Here is an 18731-nt window from a genome sequence, read left to right on the forward strand (position 1 = left end):
TTTAATTCCCTAGATTGTTTGCTTTTCTTTTCTGCTTTCAAAAACTTCCGATGCGACGGTGAGAATTGTGTTTAAGCCGTTTGGAAAGCCGGAATAAATGATCATTTGCATCATTGCTTCCAGGATTTCTTCCTCTGTCCATCCGACATTTAATGCTCCATTGATGTAAAAACGCAATTGTTCGGTATTTCCAAGCGCCGTCAAGCCTGCCACTGTTGCCAGCATCCTTGATTTTAGATCCAAGCCTGGTCTTGAAAAGATTTGTCCGTAATTAAATGAAACAGCAAGCACCCCTAAATCCGGAGCAACTGAATCTTTAAAGCTGTTTACAATAGCCTCGTAATTTTCCTTATCAATTTTCTCTAAGACTTCCAAACCTTTTGTATAGTTTTCATCTAGCTTCATTATCAATCCTCACCTTTCTCATTTTAGTGTGACGCCACTGGCATCTGTTTTTCTGAACCAATTGCTGAACTCAAAGCGATAGCGACCATAATCAAGCCTGCGGTACAAACACCTGTCCAATGGAAATGGCTCCAAGCCTGAACCCCTACAAAAGATCCGAGTGCACCGCCAAGAAACGTTGAAACCATATACAATCCATTTAAACGGCTTCTCTTTTCCGGAGAAAGCTGAAACAGCTTCGCTTGGCATGCCACTTGATTAGCTTGTGTACCTACAGTCACAAGCAGCGCACTGGCGATCACTGCAGGCAAGAATCCGCCGCCGGCAAACGCAACAATAAAGGACAGCAAACCGATGACCATACAGATCATATTTGCAAGACCGGCGCCTCTATTGTCGATAAATCGCCCGATAACCGGGGCTGCAAATGCTCCGCCAATACTCACGAGACCAATTGTGCCAACCGCTCCGCTTCCGTAGGAATACGGCGGCGAGGTTAAAAGAAAGACGAGTGTAGTCCAGAATAAACTGAACGCAGCAAACATCATCCCCTGGCTGAGGCATACCCTCTTTAAGACGTTTTCCTTCATAAAGATCGGCCCTAACGAAAGCAGCAGCTGTTTGTACGACATGTTTTGTGATTCTTTATTTTTTGGAAGCCCCAGGCGAATAAGAACGATAAATAGAACGGTAAATCCCAAGGACAGCCAATATACAGCTCTCCACCCGAATTGGGCATCCACGAACCCGCTCACAAGTCTCGCGCCTAGTATGCCGGAGACCAATCCGACCGCAATATTTCCGAGGATTTTTCCTCTTTCATTCGCCTTAGCAAGACTCGCGGCCAGAGGGACAATGATCTGTGGAACGATGGTCACAAACCCTAAAAATAAGCTTGCCGTAACCATCCATATGAAGCTTTGCGCCATAGCCGATGCCAATAATCCCACACATACAAAAGCAAGCAGAAGCAAAATGATTCGCCGTCTTTCATAAAGATCTCCCAATGGAACGAGAAAAAGATTGCCAAGTGCATATCCGATCTGGGATAAGGTCGCAATCATTCCAATCTGAGTCGCCGAGACACCAAAGGAATCCGCCATACTTACGAGCAATGTCTGATTCAAATAGACATTGGCCACAGTAAAACCAGCTGTTGCAGAAAGGAGCCAAACCATTCGTTTTGTCAGCATGATTAATTATCACCTCTTTTCATTTTTATCTTACTCAATGTTTTTTTCCTATTATAGGAGTCAGTTTATACTGGTATTAGGAGTAACAAGATGTGAGTCCCTTCAATCGAAAGTGAGAAAAGAGATATTAGAAGATAAGCCCTGTACGCGGAATAGGTTTAAATAATGTGAAAACTGAAACGACTCAGGCGATTCATATCTACCATTTATAATATAATAGATTGTAAGATTTTCAGTTTTTTCAGACGACAAGGAGGGATTGCCCGGAAAACACAAGGAAAATGGGAGACATTGTCCGGCCGAATACTCTTATGATTGGCGATCGCTAATACAGTATTATTGGATGAAACAGATAGGACTTGACTTCATAATCATATGAAAAGAGGAGACAAAGATGAAATCATCCTTTCAAATCGAAGAAGCCACGATCGACATGATGCAACAGGCAATGGAAAATGGGGAGCTATCCTCTGAAGCCCTGACGATTCTTTACATGGAGCGAATTGCAGCCTATGACAAAAATGGGATACACCTGAATGCGGTGATGGAGCTTAATCCGGATGCCCTTCACATTGCCCGAAGCTTAGATGCAGAAAGAGCGGCCTATGGCGCAAGAAGTCCTTTACATGGCATTCCCATTTTGATTAAGGATAATATTGATACCAATGACTCGATGCATACCAGTGCTGGTTCACTAGCCTTGGCTGATCATTACGCCCGAACAGATTCATTTGTTGTCAAAAAGCTTCGCGAAGCAGGTGCCGTTATTCTTGGCAAAACCAATATGACGGAGTGGGCAAATTTTATGGCATACAATATGACAAACGGATACAGTTCAAGAGGCGGACAGGTTCTCAACCCTTATGGACCGCGTACGTTTGATGTGGGCGGTTCAAGCGCCGGTACAGGTGCGGCGATCGCAGCGAATTTGGCAGCGGCAGGAGTAGGAACGGAAACGAGCGGCAGTATTTTAAATCCGTCCTGTAAAAATTCCCTTGTCGGCATTAAGCCTACCGTGGGACTCATTAGCCGTTCCGGGATTATCCCTATTGCCAACAGCCAGGATACGGCTGGGCCAATGGCTCGTACAGTATGGGATGCCGCATTATTACTCGGAGCGTTAACTGGTGAAGATATTGAAGATCCAGCTACAACTGTCGGCAAAGATCGAATGCTGGCTGATTATACAAGCTGTCTTCAAAACGACGGGTTACATGGTGCACGAATAGGGATTGAAAAGAAACATTTTTTCAGACTGAATGAAGAAGAGCTTTCAATTTTTGAACATGCACTTGATGAGCTTGAAAGACAAGGGGCTGATCTCATTCACATTGATACCATTTCTGAGCTGGAGTGGGATTCGAGTGTTCTGTTTCACGAATTCAAGGCCGGAGTGAATGCGTATTTATCGAAGGCTGCCCCGCATCTTCCGGTTCACTCTCTCCGGGATGTCATTGTTTGGAACGAAGAAAACAGAGTGTCGGCATTGCAATTTGGACAAAAAATCTTGCTTGAATCTCAAGAAAAATGCGGAACACTGACGGATACTGAGTATATATTGGACCGTTTGAACGACCTCAAGAGAGCAAAGGAAAAAGGCATTGATGTCGTAATGGATGAGCACAAGCTTGACGCCATACTTTTTGCCGATGATTATGGCAGTGAGATTGCTGCAAAAGCCGGCTACCCATCGATAACAGTTCCTGCTGGCTACACCTTTCTGGGGAAACCGTTTGGAATTACTTTTACGGCAAAAGCCTTTGAAGAACCCGCTCTTTTAAAAATTGCTTATGGCTACGAGCAAGCAACTAAGCACCGAAATGCGCCTGAATTGAGAGATCTATAATGTTCCATGTGAAACATTTAATAAAAATCCATCCGAAGTTGATCGGATGGATTTTCAATCTTTTATCTTTCCAGCATAGCTTCAGACGATTTCGAAGCTAACAGAGGTTTTGTTGCCAAGCTGACACCGATAAGGAAAACCAAATTTATAATCATCGCAATGATGCCCACATTTAGGTCTTTAACGGCTTGCGGCAAGAAAGGCAGAAGTGTACCGATCGTGTGCCCTGAAAGAGTTGTGAAGGCGACTGTCGCTACTCCTGCACCTATCCCCGCAAAGGCGCCGTATTTTGTGACAAAATTGTTTTTCATCAAACTAAATAATAGTGCCGGGAAAAGCTGTGTAACGAGACTATATCCCATTAACAGCAAGGCGACGATTGTTTCCCCGCCGTTTAGCGTAAAGTACACGGCAATCAATGCAACGACCGGTACGAGGAATTTAGCCGTTTTTGCTACTTGCTGGTCAGTGACCTTAGGATTTAGCACCTTGTAAATATTTTTGGACAACAGCGTGGCAGACGACATTAAAATCAGTGACCCCGGAACAAGTGCAGTTAATACTCCTGCTGCACCGATCACGCCGATTACCCACGGATCAAAGGTTTGCATGGAAATTTTAAGCAACGCAAGATCTGTGTCTCCTCCTGTTAAGCCAGGAACCTCTAAAATTGCGGCAAAGCCTACAAAGAAAACAAATAAAAGGACAAGAGAATATAAAGGCATGATTGCTGCATTTTTACGGAAAACATTTGCGTTTTGAGCCGTATAAGCTGAACCGAACGTATGCGGCCACATATAGAAACCAAATGCCGTCAAAAGAACGGTCGAGATAAACCATGATGAGCTTTGCCCTTGTTCGGGAAGAGCCAAGAAATTACTGTCTGCCGCATGAATAGCTTCAAACATCGGCTGAATGCCGCCATAATAATGAAGCGGCAAATAAATTCCGAGAAATAAAACCACAGCCAGAATTAAAAAATCCTTCGCAATCGCCGTCCATGCAGAGCCGTGGATCCCGGAAATCATAACATAAACCGTTACAGCTATCGCGCCGATCCAAATCGCAGCCGTCGGTGAAATGCTGCCGAAAGAAGCTTGCGATACAATCAGCCCGAGCCCTTTTAATTGTGTGATAAAATACGGAATCATCGCGACAACACCGACGAGAGATACAAAAACTCCTAAATAAGGGCTTTTAAATTTCGATACGAAAAAATCAGATTGGGACAGAAGATCATGATCCTTTGCATACTGCCATATTTTCGGCAATAGAAAGTAAGACATGATGTAGGCAATTGCCCCGTAAGAAATAATATAGTACGTCGGTCCTCCTTTGCCATAGGCCCAACCGCTTCCGCCTAAAAACGTAAACGTCGTATAAATTTCTCCAGCCATCAGCAAAAACACGAAAAGAGAACCAAAGCCTCTTCCGCCGACTGTCCATTGCTCAAGGTCCATATCTTTACCTTTTTTCGCTTGAATACCTAGTAAAATAGATAAGATAATTACACCGAAAATGATAATTAGCGCAATATTCATCGTTACTTGTCCTCCTTACTGTCAGGGTCGAATTTAAATACAATTCCCATGATAAGAGAGGACAATATCGTCCACATCACTAGCCAAAAAAGTAAAAAAGGCATGCCGAGTATAAACGGTGTTACTTGGTTAAAAAATACAACGCCAACAATAATTCCAATGAGAGGAACTAGAGCCAGCCATTTTATTGCGTGCATGAAGCAACCTCCTGTTGTAATTCTTACTCTAGAAATTTAAAAGCTGAATGAACGAATAATGAAACTCCTTTTTCAAGTGCATCCTCATCGATGGCAAAGCGTTCATGATGGTGAGGGAATGTAATGCCTTTTTGAGCATTGCCTGCCCCAACATAAAAGAAAGCACCCTTTGCCACTTGCTGATACGCAGAAAAATCTTCACCAATCATGGCAGGATCCATATGTTCGATAGCTTCCTCGCCATATACATCTACAGCAATTTCTTCAATTATTTTGGTTATGTCTTGATCGTTAATAACGGCACGATAACCAAATTGATATTCGAAATCATACTCTGCTCCGTGGGCATCTGTAATTCCTTTCAAAATCCTTTCCATGAGAATTGGAATTTCTTTTCTCACTTCCGGATCAAACGTCCTGACTGTACCCATGATGTCCACTGTACCTGGAATCACGTTATGGGTTGTACCCGATACAAATTTGGCAACGGAAACAACAGCAGGCTTCAGTGGATTGATGTTTCGGGAGACAATGTGCTGTACATTGGTAACAAATTGGGCAGCCGTGGCAATACTGTCTACAGTATTATGCGGCATAGCAGCGTGTCCGCCTTTCCCTTTCACCGTAATAAGAAACGTATCTGGGGAAGCCATCATCGGGCCGTATACGATACCGATTTTTCCGACCTCAAGATGAGACCAAAGATGGGTGCCGATCACAAAATCAACGCCACCCATTACGCCTGCTTCAACAAGCTCTTCGGCTCCTCCTGGAAAGAGCTCTTCCCCATGCTGAAAGATCAAGCGAATTTCACCGGAAAAGCCGGTTCTGTTTTCAGAAAGGACTTTCGCAGCGCCAAGCAGCATCGATGTATGACCATCATGGCCACAAGCATGCATGACGCCTGGATTTTTTGATGCAAACGGGAGGCCGGTTTTTTCTTCAATCGGCAAAGCATCCATATCTGCTCGAATCGCTAGGATTTTGCCGGGAGATATCCCGTTGATTTTCCCAACCACACTCGTTTTTGTCGGTCTTGACAGTTCAATCCCGCCAAAGGATTCGAGAGTGTTGTATACAAAATCGGCGGTTTTTTCTTCCTCAAAAGAAAGCTCAGGGTTTTCGTGCAGATGCCGTCTCCAATCAATGACTTGCTGCCGAACTTCATTAATCCATTTGGACCGTTCATTTGCGATTGTCATGGTTTCCTTCATCCTTTTCATATATTTCAGTAAGTAAAGAATTATTTGTTAATTACTAATGATAAACAACATATAAAAATTTAACAAGAATAAAAATTTAGAACTTTCCTATTTTAGTAAAGCTTCTGCAGTATTAAAACGCATACATTTATAAAAACGTTTTTTGTTTTAGGATTTTCAGTATAATTTCTTTCACTTTTAAAAAAACAGCACAAGTATACAACCTGTGCTGTTTCTTCACTTAATTGGATTTTTCTGCCGTTTCCTGCGATGTTTTGACCTTTGCATTGCCCATAAATAGAATGGTGACAGCGGCAATGGCAATTGGTACGAGCGTCAGCATAAAGATGTACGTGATACTATCAGACATCGCTTGAATAATCGGGTTCAAGATTTCATCGGGAATTTGAGACCGTGTATCAGGCTGGAAAATTTGCTGAGGATCTCCCATATCCTGCATAGGACCTGTTCCGCCCATCCCGCGAAAGGCATCAGCCAGTTTATTCGTAAACACATTTGTTTGAATTGTACCAAAGATCGTTATACCAAGAGTCATCCCAAGCGATCTGAGGAAGGAGTTGGTTGAGTTGGCTGAGCCCCGGTATCGCGGTTCCAAGTCGTTCATTGAGGCTGAAGGCAGCAGGGAGAAATTAAATCCTACTCCAAAGCCTGCCACAAGCATAAACACTGTCAGCATATACCTTGCCGTATCAGGACTCATGTTCCCGAGCAAAAGCATGCCGATAAAAAAGGCCAGAACGGATAAAATCATTAAATTCCGGAAGCTCGCCTTTGTTTGAAAGATTCCTCCGATCATACTGCCAAGAACGGAACCGAGCATCATCGGCGTCAGAATAAATCCAGCGCTCGTGGCCGAGCTTCCGTATACGGCTTGTACGAATATCGGAATAAATACCGCAATAATAATAAACGTTCCTCCGTACAGAAAAGCCAGAATCTGAGAGGTAGCAAATAGACGGTTTTTAAACATCCAAAACGAAATAATCGGTTCTTCCGCTTTTCTTTCCGCAATAAAAAAGGCCACAAAAAAAATAGCAAATACAGAAAAAAGGCCAATTATCTGAACGGAGTTCCAATCATACGTTTTGCCTCCCAGCTCAAGGGCAAACATCAGGCAGACAACCGAGACGACTAACGTAATAGCTCCCCACCAGTCAATTTTTTGTTTCTTATGCTCCAGTGATTCATTGTAGTAACGAATGATAAAAAATAAGGCAAAGATTCCAATTGGAACGTTAATATAAAATACCCAATGCCAGCCGACAGAATCGGTAATAAGAGCGCCTAAAAGCGGTCCGAGTACACTGGATAAGCCGAATACGCCGCCAAACAATCCGCTCATTCTTCCGCGTTTTTCAGGCGGAAAAAGGTCAAAAATAATCGTAAATGCGATCGGAAGCAGCGCGCCTCCGCCAATCCCTTGAACTGCCCGAAAGACGATCAGCTGATTCATGGATTGAGCAATTCCGCATAACGCTGAGCCCAGCAAGAAAAAAATAAGCCCGAACACAAAAAAACGTTTTCGTCCGTACATATCAGAAAGCTTTCCGTAAATCGGCATTCCGGCCATAACGGCTACCATATATGAAGCAGTTACCCAGGCAAATTTATCAAAGCTTCCAAGGTCCGACACGATCGCTCCCATCGCAGTCGCGACGATGGTATTATCCATGGCAGCCATGAGAATCCCGAGCAATAGTCCGGCTACCACCAGTTTATTGGAAGAATCTTTTCGGTCCATTTTATCCTCCTTATATCGTTTCACTTACGTTTTATGCAAACATTTGATAAGATAAAAATAATAATTTAGTAATTAAATATCTTGATGATCAAACTAAATTCTATAAGGTGTGGTGAGCAATGTCAACTAAAAACTTACATGATGAGCAATTTGAGGAAACGACAATCCGTCTTTTTCGAAAGCTGAGTACCAGAATGATTCTTTTTCATCAATTGGCCGCCCAGTCTCTCGGCCTTGTTCATACCGATTTAAAATCTGCTGATATTTTGATCGAATTCGGACCTATGACAGCAGGAGAGCTTGGAAAAAAGACAGGGCTCAGTACAGGCTCAGTAACAGCACTGGTCGACCGCTTGGAGAACGCAGGATATGTAAAAAGGGAAAATGACCCGAACGACCGCCGGCGGGTTATCATCGTCCCCGTGCAGGAATCTAGACAACCGATTAAAAAGCTGTTTTCCGGTTTATCTGAATCGACAATTGCTCTTTGCAAGGAATACTCACCAGAAGAACTTGAGATCATCTTTGACTTTTTAAAAAAAGGAACAGATCTAATTGATGCTGAAATCGAAAGGATACGAGAATAATTTTACAGGACGTTCGCCTATTTTATCCCAAAATCTCCTTTTTTAAATAAAGCCTATTTTGAGTGAATAAATGAAAGCGTTTTATTCCAATGTTAATCCAAATCGTTTCAGTTCAAGCAAGATTCCCTCCAACTGCTTTCCCTTTTCCGTTAATGAGTACTCCACCTTTGGGGGAATTTCCGGATATACGGTTCTAGTGATGATTTTATTTTCCTCTAATTCCCGCAAACGCAAGGACAGCGTTTTTGGACTGATTCCCTCAAGTCCTTTTAACAGATCGCCAAAACGCAATGTCCCATCTATTAGTAATTCCCGAATGATTAAGAATGACCACTTTGCACTAATAATAGTTAATGATTTTTCAATAGGGCATTGTTCATCATCGCTTCTTTCAAGAATAATTTTCGTTTCTTCCACATTTCACACCTCTTTTCTTTTTAATTATAGCTTTTTAAATCCTTATATATCAATTACTTTCTTTTATGAAATTATATGAATGATATATCACTACTTTACAAAGGGAAGTAATAGACGAATAATGAAGGGGAAGGCTAATATAAAAAGGAGGTCAAAACAGTGAAAAACATTTTACTTATAAACGGGCATGAGGTCTATCCTCCCCAAGCCAAAGGAACATTAAATCAAACCATTTTTTCTCGTATCACGGAAAGGCTGGAGGATACTTACTCAATCCAGACTACAGTTATTCAAGATGGTTATGATGTCAGTGAAGAGCAGAAAAAATTCGAGTGGGCCGATGCTGTGATTTTCCAAACGCCGATATACTGGTTTAGCATTCCCGGCTCTTTTAAAACTTATATTGACCAGGTCTATCAATATGGAGTGTTTTTCACTGGTTCGGATGAATACGGACAGGGAGGGCTATTTACTGAAAAAAAATATATGCTTTCTTTGACTTGGAACTCACCGAACGAAGCGTTTCTTGATGAGAACTCGTTTTTTGAGGGGAAAAATGTCGATGAAGCGTTGTTCCATTTTCACAAAACTCAAGCATATGTTGGGATGAAGCCGCTTAAAACCTTCTCTTTGCATGATGTCATCTCAAATCCGGCAATTGATCAATATTTACAAGCACTTGATCACCACTTAGAAGAGGTATTTTCAATCAAAATAGCAGATGGTGATAGCGTTGACGCTGCAAAATAAAACAGCTCTGGAATTGGTTTGGCTTCAGTAAAACTGGCAATCAATGAAGGGGCTGATGAAAGTAGTGGCTGAAGCTGTCTTTTACTTGTTAAAAAACCGTTTCGTTACGGATACAGTTGGACAAGGCGGCGGCGGGCATCGCCTGCTCTAAAAAAGAAACGCGCAGAGCTTAACCGTGCTCCTTGCGCGTTTTTTATCGTCCTATCGCATTTGATTCAGTGAGAGTGACTTTTGCCGATTTTTGACTCCCATTACGGTAAAAACGAATTTGTGCGGTATCGCCAATATTCTTTTTATAGAGAACTTTTCTTATTTGAATAATATCGTTCACAGGTTTTCCGTCAAATTCGGTGATGACATCGAGCTCCTTCATCCCAGCCTCTCCGGCGGGTGAATTCGGATCAACGCCCATAACGACGATCCCTTTTGTCACATCTCGAGGAAGCTTTAACGTCTCCTGCCAATGGTTGCTGGAAATATCAGTGAGTGATTTCATTTCAATTCCGAGAAACGGCCGCCTAACCTCTCCGTACGATTCAAGATCTTGGATTACTGGAATAGCCAAATTAACAGGTATGGACAAGCCAATGCCTTCGACGGCTGATTCCGCAATTTTCATTGAATTAATGCCTATGACTTTGCCATTAATATTTATGAGCGCTCCTCCGCTGTTCCCCGGGTTAATGGCTGCGTCGGTTTGAAGAACCTCTGCATTCCAATCCGGCTCTCCGTCTTTGTTTGAATCAACGGGGATAGCACGCTCTGTTCCTGATATCACACCTTGGGTCACTGAGCCGGAAAATTGCAGTCCAAGCGGATTTCCGATCGCAATGACCGGTTCTCCAGGTTTTACTTTATCTGAGTCTCCAAAGTCAGCAACCGCTTTTATTTTGCTGTTATTGATTTTTAATACAGCAAGATCGGTCAAACTGTCACTTCCGATCAGCTTTGCACCTACCCGAGTCCCATTCTTCAAGCTGATCTCAAGATTGGTCGCTCCTTCGATCACATGGTGATTTGTGACCACATATGAGGTTCCGTCGGTTTTTTTATAAATCACACCTGACCCGGTTCCTGCTTCTCCGCCGCTTTCATCCCAAATATTCGTTTTTTGGATATTAACAACTCCGACAACCGCATCAGAAACTCTTTGGACAACATCTGTAACTGCATTGTTGACATCGACAGATACTGACCTGACCGGGAGCTCTGAAGCGTCTTGTTCAACTTGCTGCGTGCCGGTTTGCATATCATATGGCAAAAGGCCTCTGCTTGATAAAAAAGGCAGCGCCATCAGAACAAGAATAGCTCCGATAATAACCCCGATCAAACTCGAGATAAAGTAGCCCTTCCGGCTTCTCCGAGGTTTTTCAGGTATGTATTTGTGATTATAGGTATCCAATCTGTTCATCCTCTCTGGGCCAGACGTTTACCTATATTGTGATCATTTCGATGAATTATAGTCATTCGTATGAAAAAATTTATATGGCAACTAAAGGGGTAGGTATCTTTGGATCGGTATCATACAGTTCGAACGTTTCCCCCGTCACAAATCCTTTCGATGCAAGAGTTTGTTTGACAGACATTCTGGCCAGATCCTTCATATTGTTGTCTTGGCTTAAATGCGCCAAGTAAATTCTCGAGGTTTGATCTCCGATTACATCCGTCATCGCAAGCGCCGCATCTTCGTTCGATACATGTCCCACATCACTTAATATTCTGCGCTTGATGTTCCACGGATATCTTCCCATTTGCAGCATTCCAACGTCATGATTGCTTTCAAATACAAATGCGTTTGCTGATCGGATGATCCCCTTCATCCGGTCACTGACATAGCCCGTGTCCGTCATTAATGCTAATTTTCTGCCGCCATAGTGAAACACGTAAAACATCGGTTCTGCCGCATCGTGTGAAACGCCGAAGGATTCAATATCCAATGAGCCAAAGGATTTCACTGCTTCCATCGGAAAAATAAATTTTTGGTCTGAATGAACAGTGCCAATCATATTTTCCATCGCTTTCCACGTTTTTTCATTCGCATAAATCGGAAGCTTATATTTTCTTGCGAGGACGCCAAGTCCCTTGATATGGTCGCTGTGTTCATGCGTGACAAAGATTCCGTCTAATTGATCCAGCTTTTTGCCGATCTGGCTCATCAGGCCTTCCATCGCTTTACCGCTTAATCCCGCATCCACCAAAAATGCATGGTCTTCGGTCTCTAGATAAAAAGAGTTCCCCGTACTTCCGCTCGCGAGCACGCTGAATTGCAAGCTCATATTTCTCTCACTCCATTATTCGTTTTCTTTCTGCTTTACTTCTCCTTTAATGATTTCACCATCAATTGCGTGAACCATAAATTCCTCGTATATTTCTTGTCCATTTTCATCTTTTCGCTTAATTTCGATGCGCCAAGCGGGAGCCAGATTTCGAAATGTGGGCAACGGATACTGCGTATAATAGCCTAATTCCCATTCAATAATTTCACTGTTTTCCTGCAGACGGCCTTGGCTGTAAATCACATTCACGGCTTCTGAAGCTGATAACATCGGCTCCGGATTCTCTAATTCTTTTATATCTGTCAGCATAGACTGAGTGTAGCCAGTCACTTCATTTTTGTCATTATAATAAATCGTAATTTTCCCCATATTGGCATCGGTGCCCTCCCCTTCAAAGAGTGTTCGGCCATTATAGGTTTGATAATAAATAATTTGCCTGCTTACTTTATCTATCTTCCATAACTTATAGTTGTTTCCGTTTAATAGCTGCTTGGCGACAAATTCGTTTGCCCTGCTTGCAAGATCTGATTCTATTAACGCATACGGAGCCGTGAGACCCATGTTGAGTTCGTTGACAGGGTTGTCTTCTTTTGGTTCACTCAATGAATTTAACGGTTTTTGATTTCTTAACGATTCTATTTCTTCCTTGGAAAAGCTCTTTCTTTGAGCGGTAATGTACGAACCTTTTTCTACAGTCGTAGGCAGCCGTTTCAAATTTTTTATTCCTTCAGCTTCCATTTCTTGCTGACGGGTCATTTTTACAATATTTTCTGGTCGTTCTTCTTTCTTTTTAAAATATTCGACTGCGAGAAAGATATCGAGTATCAGGAAGGCAATGATGAAAATTGTTGTTGTTTTACTCCACTCCACTGCCTTCACCCTTTTCATTCATTAGATTCTCCGTAAGCAGAACGATTTGACCATTTTTAAGAACCAGTGACCAGACTGGTGTTGCTACTACATAACGGTCTTGTTCACTCGGAGATAACATATATGCTGGCGTAATCTGATCAATATCATCAAACTTGTACATACTCTGATCCTTAAGCCACTTCACGAGCTCACTGCCGCTCATTATTTCCGTATCGTTTGTTTCAAGCGGAATATCGTCAAGACTAAAGGTCGGTCTTTTATAATCCCATAATTCTTCATTGGACCATTGCAATTCAATCGATGGGATGCCATAAGAATTATCAGGATTGTTTAATACCGGAACGTGGTCCATTTCCATATTGAAGTAAACTTCCTGCCGGTCCGTCATATAAAAAAACTGGTAGTTGTCCGTCCATCCTCCATGGCTGTTTAAATATTCAAGACTCCGTCTAATAAGCTGGGCACTAGGCAAGGTTGTTGTCGGAGTGATTTTCCGATTTTGGAATTGAAGCTGTTTTTGACTCGGGATAATCTGAAGCAACTTGATTCCATCTGTAAAAAGTGTTTTGTTAAAGCCTGATTCCTGCTTCACATATTTTAGATTATCAAACAGCGCGCTTTTAAAAGTTTCCGATGAATAGTTCTTTGTTGCAAAAAGCTTTCTGTCCATGTGCAACGGTTGATTTGGTAAAAAAAACTGTTTCTGCTTTTGCTCAAGGTCTTCCGTAAAATAGGTCGGATAGTTTTGTTTATTGTTATCTACTTCTGCCATCAAATTCTGAAAGTCTGCCGCTTCAACGGTAGCTTCAATAACAACTTGCTGTGAGGATGAAACTAAATAAATTCGTTTGTTCGAGTCATATGATAGACTCGGAATAACAATTTGATCAAATGATTTCGCTTCATAGGATTCGTCCGTCCATTGAAACAATGATCGAAAAAGATCTATTGGGAGTTCGTCACTAAAGGAAAGGACAAGCTTCGTGCTGCCGTCTTCCCCATATAACCATGAGGGAAAATTAATGTCATCCTGGTTCATTGATTCAGAAATATTTCTCGTATTCGTAACGTTCCACTTTCTGATTTTTTCCCATACTTTATCAAAATCATCAGATTGGTTCAGTCCGTAGTGCAATCCGTTATTGTGAAAAAACATTTGATTAGGTCTGACTAAATCACTCAAATCTCTTTTCTCAGTACTGATAACTTCTTTCTCTGACGTCTCAGACTCAGAACCAGTTGCCTGATTTAACGGCTGATAAGTCCAAATATTATAGGTGAAAAAACAGCTAACTAATATCAGAAAAATCAAAAAGTATGATTTCAGAGTTTCACGATTCATCCCACTCATCCTCTAGCTCTTCCCTGTATGGCAAAGTAAAAGTTATTTTTGTTCCCTTCCCTTCTTCGCTCTCAGCCCAAATATCACCGCCGTGGGCTTGTACCATTTCTTTGGCTATTGCTAAACCAAGGCCGGTTCCCCCAAGCTTTCTCGTTCTTGCTTTGTCCACTCGGTAAAATCGCTCGAAAATTTTATCAATATCCTTTTTCGGTATGCCTACTCCTTCGTCTTTTACACTGATATAAAGAAGCTGCTCCTGCTCATTCGCATTCACCTTAAAGGTAATATGTCCGCCTTCGGGAGAATATTTCAATGCATTGGAAATGATATTGTCGAGGATCTGGATAATCTTATCCTGATCAATTTCGACGTAATATTCTTTTATCGGTACCTCCCGTATAAAGTCAACATGCTGCTCCTTCGTCATTTCAAACCGGTCTATAACGAGCAGCATCAGGCGTGGAAAGTTAATCCATTCTCGATTGAACTGGTAATCCTTGCTGTCAAACTTGCTGAGCTGAAGCAAATCATTCACCAAACGGATCATTCGTTCCGTTTCATTTTGAGTGACACTTAAAAAACGCGGAGCCAGGTCTTTATTCTCAAGCGCACCTTCCGCCAATGCTTCCAAGTAGCTTCTGATCGTTGTTAGCGGCGTACGCAGTTCATGAGATACATTTGCAACAAATTCTCTTCTCTCTTGATCTATTTTTTCCTGCTCTGTCACATCATAGATTACAGCAATCAAACCCTCGTTGATTCCGTGTTCTTTTTGAATGACCGAGAAATTTACGCGGAGAACAGAAACGTCTCCGTCCTTTTCAATTTCTAATACGAGTGACTCCTGCTGAAGTTCAAGCAGGTTTTCAAATGTGTAATGATCATCTAACCCTAGCAAGGACGTAATCGGCATCTCCAAGGCAGTTTCACGTGAAACATTTAATAGTTCCAAAGCAGGGCTATTTAACAAAACAATGGCGCCGTTGCTGTTCGTAGCGATAACCCCGTCCGTCATATAGGCAATAACCGACGAAAGTTTTTTTCGTTCGCCTTCAGTCATCAGCTGTGCCTCTTCCAGCTCATGAGTCAAATGATTAAACGAGCTTGCCAGCTGGCCGATTTCATCGAAGCCATAGATTTTAACCTTCCGTGAAAAGTTCCCTTTGGCCAGCTCCACTGCTTGTTTTCTCATATCCGTTAAAGGGTGGGTAATCGTTCTCGCAAGAAACACTCCAAGTGCAGCAGTAACGACTAACGCCATTCCCGTACCTGAGGCAAGAATCCCGTTTATTGTTGTTATCTGTCCATAGACATTGTCCATCGATGAAAGAACATATATCGCACCCAGGTTTTCCTGAGACTCCCTCGATTTAATTGGAGTCACTGTGATGAGTACCCTTCGATCGTTTTCGTCGTCATAATATTGTTTACTATTTGTCTTCTCAGGATTGATGAGAAAATTTTTGATGATCGACTCTCTTATTTTTTTCCCAACGATATCTGAATTTGTGCTGTCGGACTTCGTAATGACATCACTGAACGAATTAAGAACGCGTATTTCAAGGATTTCTTCTCTTCTGGTATTGGCCAATACCCGATTAATATCTTCTTCTAAAGTCGGTGTGCTTTCATTTCTTGATTTGCTCATTTCTTGTTCAACATTATATGAAAGAACGTCGATCCATTGGTTTGTTGAATCTTTATACGTATTAACGAGAGAAGTTTCAAGCTGCCGTACGAAGTACACGCCGATAATTTGTATAGCAATGACGAGAAGCAGCACAAATATCGCGGCAAACTTGAAATGTATGGATCGAAAAAATCCAACCTTGTTCATAAAGCTAATCCTGCTCCGGATTTCTTAAGTAGTAACCCACTCCGCGCCTTGTTACGATCCAGCTTGGATGACTCGGGTTATCTTCAATTTTTTCCCTAAGTCTTCGAACGGTAACGTCTACTGTCCGTACATCACCAAAATAATCATATCCCCATACCGTTTGCAGCAAATGCTCGCGGGTCATGACTTGTCCAATGTGCTTTGCTAAATAATGAAGAAGCTCAAACTCACGGTGAGTCAGTTCAATCGTCACATCTCTTTTCGATACGACGTAAGCATCCGGGAAAATAACTAAAGACCCGATGTGAATTTCGTTAGATGTTACTTCTTCCTCAGGGGCAGCAATTGTATTTTGCCTGCGTAAATTAGCTTTCACACGCGCTAAGAGCTCTCTCGTACTAAAAGGCTTTGTGACATAGTCATCGGCACCGAGCTCCAGTCCGATCACTTTATCAATTTCCGAATCCTTTGCCGTCAGCATAATAATCGGCATGTCGTATTTCTTGCGTACTTCACGGCATACCTCTACTCCATCCTTATTAGGAAGCATAATATCGAGCAATATCAAATCCGGCTGAAGCTCCTCTGTCATTTCAATCGCCTCATTTCCATCATAGGCACAATGAACCTCAAACCCCTCTTTTCGAAGGTTAAATTCTAATATATCTGCAATCGGTTTTTCATCATCGACAACCAAAATCTTTTTTTCCATTGCCTGTAACCTCCTTGATGCTTTTCCTTCTATTATCGTATATCTTTCGTAGTATATCCTGAAATATCGAGCAAATAAGCAAGGTCTCAATCATTATAACGTTTATGTCCACAAATATTAAAAAATCCTATTTGTCCTAAAAGAGGATATCTCATTTATTGTACCATATGGTTCTATGATATGAGGGATCTATCAGTGTTTTCCATTCTTCAGTGATCGCCTCTTACTTTCATTTGAACTTGTATGACTATTATATCAGCCACTAGAAACCAGGGTGACTATGGGTTCGCCTTCGTTCATTTGTTGTTGTTAAATAAGAAAAAACTCCAGAGATGACTGGAGTATCTATTTATTCACATATTTCAGAGGGTTTTGCAGCGTTCCGTTTTCATATACTTCAAAGTGCAAATGGGTGCCTGTCGAATTTCCGGTTGACCCCATTACACCTATTTTCTGCCCTTTTGTTACGATATCGCCAACAGATACATCTATCGAGTTGAGATGCGCATACACGGTCTCCATTCCGTTGTTATGGTTAATTGTCACTTTATTGCCGTAACCGCCATCTTCACCGGCTGAGACCACTCTTCCATTGTCTGCTGCTTTAATCTCATCATTGCTTGGGCCCGCGATATCAATTCCTTTGTGCATTTTCCCCCATCTATGCCCCAATTTGCTTGAAACAATTCCACCGTTAGCCGGCCAAGCGAAATCTCCTGTCCCTTTTTCCGGAATGATCTTGGTGCCGATCGTTTCCTTTTCTTTGACAGGCTCTTTTAAAATCTCTTCATCTTCTGATTCCCGATTTGTTTCTTTTCCATTTTCTAAGACAAGGGAGTAAGTGGTTTCTTTTTCACCATTTTCTCCTTTTTCTCGAACGATTTTTTCGCCTTTAGGAAGTGACGGGTCCTCTGTTGTCTCTGTTTGAAAATTGATTTGTTCTTTTTCTTTTTTTTCTGCTTTGACGATAACTTTTACAAATGGTTCATACATTTGAATATGTACCGCATCACCCGGTTTGATTTTGCTTTCTTCCTTTAAACCCGGGTTTAGTTTCAAAAGCTCTTCTAAAGAAAGGTCATAAAGAGCGGCAATTTCCCCGACAGTATCCCCTGCTTGGACCTTATAATCCTTATTCGCAAGTGTTCCTTTTTCAATAAGCTTCGTTGCTTGTTCGACATTTAGGACGTCTTCCGGCGGAATATTTTTCTGAATGATGGAAACGTTTTTGGAAAGCGATACATCAAAAATGGACATATCTTTTTCATTAATCGGTTCCTTTTTATCGTTTTCAAGTTGCTTTAGAGTTTTATCTGAAACGTACTTTTTCTTTATGTTTTCTATAGCATGTTCAGCATCCTCTTTACTTTGCAGATAAGCTACTTCCTCTCCCTCAATTGTAAGGGCATATCCTTCTGTTAAAACGGGAAGCTCGTGATCCAGCCTTTCAAGCGTTTGTTGATTATCAGATTGCGGATGAAACGTTTGGTTGCTTACAACACGGATCGGCTCTGTAGTCAAAGATAGATTTTTAAATTCCCGCTGCGCTTTTCTAGTTTTCTCTTCCGCAAATTCATCAACTAATTTTTTATCGCTAACAGTACCTATGTACTTATCATTTACGAAAATAAGAAATACATTGTCTTCTTCTTCTGCAGATGCTGAAGATATTGAAAAAGCTAGTGAGCTTAATAGTACGATCGGTATTAGTATCTGTTTAAACCGCTTTCGCAGTTTACGTCTGTCATTGTTCAAGACTTTACCTCCAAAGAAAAATAGGCAAAAAGTCAC

Annotated in this window: 17 protein-coding genes; 3 read left to right on the top strand and 14 right to left on the bottom strand. The window is 41.8% G+C overall.

Annotation, left to right across the window (positions count from 1 at the left end; all coding sequences use genetic code 11):
* Positions 1–9: 9 nt before the first annotated feature.
* Positions 10–405 (bottom strand): carboxymuconolactone decarboxylase family protein, encoded by a 396-nt coding sequence (locus JOC74_RS13215; protein WP_053604997.1) that lies wholly within the window; start codon positions 403–405, stop codon positions 10–12.
* 23 nt (positions 406–428) lie between these two features.
* Positions 429–1598, bottom strand: a complete 1170-nt coding sequence (locus JOC74_RS13220; RefSeq protein WP_211086170.1) for an MFS transporter — start codon at positions 1596–1598, stop codon at positions 429–431.
* Positions 1599–1992: 394 nt separating this feature from the next.
* Between JOC74_RS13220 and JOC74_RS13225 the strand changes: the two genes are divergently transcribed.
* Positions 1993–3444, top strand: coding sequence for an amidase family protein (locus JOC74_RS13225; protein WP_053604999.1), 1452 nt, complete (start codon positions 1993–1995; stop codon positions 3442–3444).
* 62 nt (positions 3445–3506) lie between these two features.
* Here the strand turns inward: JOC74_RS13225 and JOC74_RS13230 are convergent, their stop codons facing one another.
* The 4 genes from JOC74_RS13230 to JOC74_RS13245 form a co-directional block, all read right to left on the bottom strand.
* On the bottom strand, positions 3507–4985 hold the full coding sequence (locus JOC74_RS13230) for a sodium:solute symporter family protein (protein WP_053605000.1): 1479 nt from the start codon (positions 4983–4985) through the stop codon (positions 3507–3509).
* A gap of 2 nt (positions 4986–4987) precedes the next feature.
* Complete coding sequence (locus JOC74_RS13235; RefSeq protein ID WP_053605001.1) at positions 4988–5182, bottom strand: DUF3311 domain-containing protein; 195 nt, start codon at positions 5180–5182, stop codon at positions 4988–4990.
* A gap of 23 nt (positions 5183–5205) precedes the next feature.
* Positions 5206–6384 carry a M20 family metallopeptidase gene (locus JOC74_RS13240; RefSeq protein WP_053605002.1) on the bottom strand — a complete coding sequence of 393 codons (1179 nt, stop codon included), beginning with the start codon at positions 6382–6384 and terminating at the stop codon, positions 5206–5208.
* A gap of 241 nt (positions 6385–6625) precedes the next feature.
* The gene (locus JOC74_RS13245) at positions 6626–8146 is read right to left on the bottom strand and encodes an MDR family MFS transporter (RefSeq protein WP_053605003.1); all 1521 of its coding nucleotides are present in this window, start codon (positions 8144–8146) and stop codon (positions 6626–6628) included.
* A 119-nt stretch (positions 8147–8265) separates the two neighbouring features.
* Between JOC74_RS13245 and JOC74_RS13250 the strand changes: the two genes are divergently transcribed.
* Entirely contained in the window at positions 8266–8733 is a 468-nt protein-coding gene (locus JOC74_RS13250) for a MarR family winged helix-turn-helix transcriptional regulator (protein WP_053605004.1), read from the top strand.
* An 81-nt stretch (positions 8734–8814) separates the two neighbouring features.
* Here JOC74_RS13250 and JOC74_RS13255 read toward each other — a convergent pair whose 3' ends face one another.
* Positions 8815–9150: a winged helix-turn-helix transcriptional regulator gene (locus JOC74_RS13255; RefSeq protein WP_053605005.1), complete on the bottom strand. Its 336-nt coding sequence runs from the start codon at positions 9148–9150 to the stop codon at positions 8815–8817.
* A 159-nt stretch (positions 9151–9309) separates the two neighbouring features.
* On the opposite strand from JOC74_RS13255, the gene JOC74_RS13260 reads away from it, so the two are divergent.
* The gene (locus JOC74_RS13260) at positions 9310–9900 is read left to right on the top strand and encodes an NAD(P)H-dependent oxidoreductase (RefSeq protein ID WP_053605006.1); all 591 of its coding nucleotides are present in this window, start codon (positions 9310–9312) and stop codon (positions 9898–9900) included.
* Between the two features lie 193 nt (positions 9901–10093).
* On the opposite strand, the gene JOC74_RS13265 is transcribed toward JOC74_RS13260, so the two are convergent.
* The 7 genes from JOC74_RS13265 to JOC74_RS13295 form a co-directional block, all read right to left on the bottom strand.
* Complete coding sequence (locus JOC74_RS13265) at positions 10094–11302, bottom strand: S1C family serine protease (RefSeq protein WP_225970266.1); 1209 nt, start codon at positions 11300–11302, stop codon at positions 10094–10096.
* A gap of 79 nt (positions 11303–11381) precedes the next feature.
* Positions 11382–12176 (bottom strand): exodeoxyribonuclease YycJ, encoded by a 795-nt coding sequence (yycJ, locus tag JOC74_RS13270; protein WP_053605008.1) that lies wholly within the window; start codon positions 12174–12176, stop codon positions 11382–11384.
* A 15-nt stretch (positions 12177–12191) separates the two neighbouring features.
* The gene (locus JOC74_RS13275) at positions 12192–13064 is read right to left on the bottom strand and encodes a two-component system regulatory protein YycI (RefSeq protein WP_053605009.1); all 873 of its coding nucleotides are present in this window, start codon (positions 13062–13064) and stop codon (positions 12192–12194) included.
* Positions 13033–14391: a YycH family regulatory protein gene (locus tag JOC74_RS13280; RefSeq protein ID WP_053605010.1), complete on the bottom strand. Its 1359-nt coding sequence runs from the start codon at positions 14389–14391 to the stop codon at positions 13033–13035. Before JOC74_RS13280 ends, JOC74_RS13275 begins: the two co-directional genes overlap by 32 nt.
* A complete protein-coding gene (gene walK, locus JOC74_RS13285) occupies positions 14381–16228 on the bottom strand; it encodes a cell wall metabolism sensor histidine kinase WalK (protein ID WP_053605011.1) in 1848 nt (615 codons plus the stop codon). The genes JOC74_RS13280 and walK overlap by 11 nt, the downstream gene beginning before the upstream one ends.
* A 4-nt stretch (positions 16229–16232) precedes the next feature.
* Positions 16233–16940 (bottom strand): cell wall metabolism DNA-binding response regulator WalR, encoded by a 708-nt coding sequence (walR, locus tag JOC74_RS13290; RefSeq protein ID WP_053605012.1) that lies wholly within the window; start codon positions 16938–16940, stop codon positions 16233–16235.
* Between the two features lie 345 nt (positions 16941–17285).
* A complete protein-coding gene (locus JOC74_RS13295; protein WP_053605013.1) occupies positions 17286–18695 on the bottom strand; it encodes a M23 family metallopeptidase in 1410 nt (469 codons plus the stop codon).
* Positions 18696–18731: the final 36 nt, after the last annotated feature.

Source organism: Bacillus capparidis, from assembly GCF_017832095.1.
Classification (GTDB): domain Bacteria; phylum Bacillota; class Bacilli; order Bacillales; family Bacillaceae; genus Bacillus; species Bacillus gobiensis.

Excerpts from the sequence above, each read along its gene's own strand:
- JOC74_RS13280 (WP_053605010.1), bottom strand. The coding sequence starts at position 14,391 with ATGAATCGTGAAACTCTGAAATCATACTTTTTGATTTTTCTGATATTA.
- JOC74_RS13215 (WP_053604997.1), bottom strand. The coding sequence starts at position 405 with ATGAAGCTAGATGAAAACTATACAAAAGGTTTGGAAGTCTTAGAGAAA.
- walK (WP_053605011.1), bottom strand. The coding sequence starts at position 16,228 with ATGAACAAGGTTGGATTTTTTCGATCCATACATTTCAAGTTTGCCGCG.
- walR (WP_053605012.1), bottom strand. The coding sequence starts at position 16,940 with ATGGAAAAAAAGATTTTGGTTGTCGATGATGAAAAACCGATTGCAGAT.
- JOC74_RS13245 (WP_053605003.1), bottom strand. The coding sequence starts at position 8,146 with ATGGACCGAAAAGATTCTTCCAATAAACTGGTGGTAGCCGGACTATTG.
- JOC74_RS13250 (WP_053605004.1), top strand. The coding sequence starts at position 8,266 with ATGTCAACTAAAAACTTACATGATGAGCAATTTGAGGAAACGACAATC.
- JOC74_RS13225 (WP_053604999.1), top strand. The coding sequence starts at position 1,993 with ATGAAATCATCCTTTCAAATCGAAGAAGCCACGATCGACATGATGCAA.
- JOC74_RS13235 (WP_053605001.1), bottom strand. The coding sequence starts at position 5,182 with ATGCACGCAATAAAATGGCTGGCTCTAGTTCCTCTCATTGGAATTATT.
- JOC74_RS13220 (WP_211086170.1), bottom strand. The coding sequence starts at position 1,598 with ATGCTGACAAAACGAATGGTTTGGCTCCTTTCTGCAACAGCTGGTTTT.
- JOC74_RS13275 (WP_053605009.1), bottom strand. The coding sequence starts at position 13,064 with ATGAAAAGGGTGAAGGCAGTGGAGTGGAGTAAAACAACAACAATTTTC.
- JOC74_RS13230 (WP_053605000.1), bottom strand. The coding sequence starts at position 4,985 with ATGAATATTGCGCTAATTATCATTTTCGGTGTAATTATCTTATCTATT.
- yycJ (WP_053605008.1), bottom strand. The coding sequence starts at position 12,176 with ATGAGCTTGCAATTCAGCGTGCTCGCGAGCGGAAGTACGGGGAACTCT.
- JOC74_RS13240 (WP_053605002.1), bottom strand. The coding sequence starts at position 6,384 with ATGACAATCGCAAATGAACGGTCCAAATGGATTAATGAAGTTCGGCAG.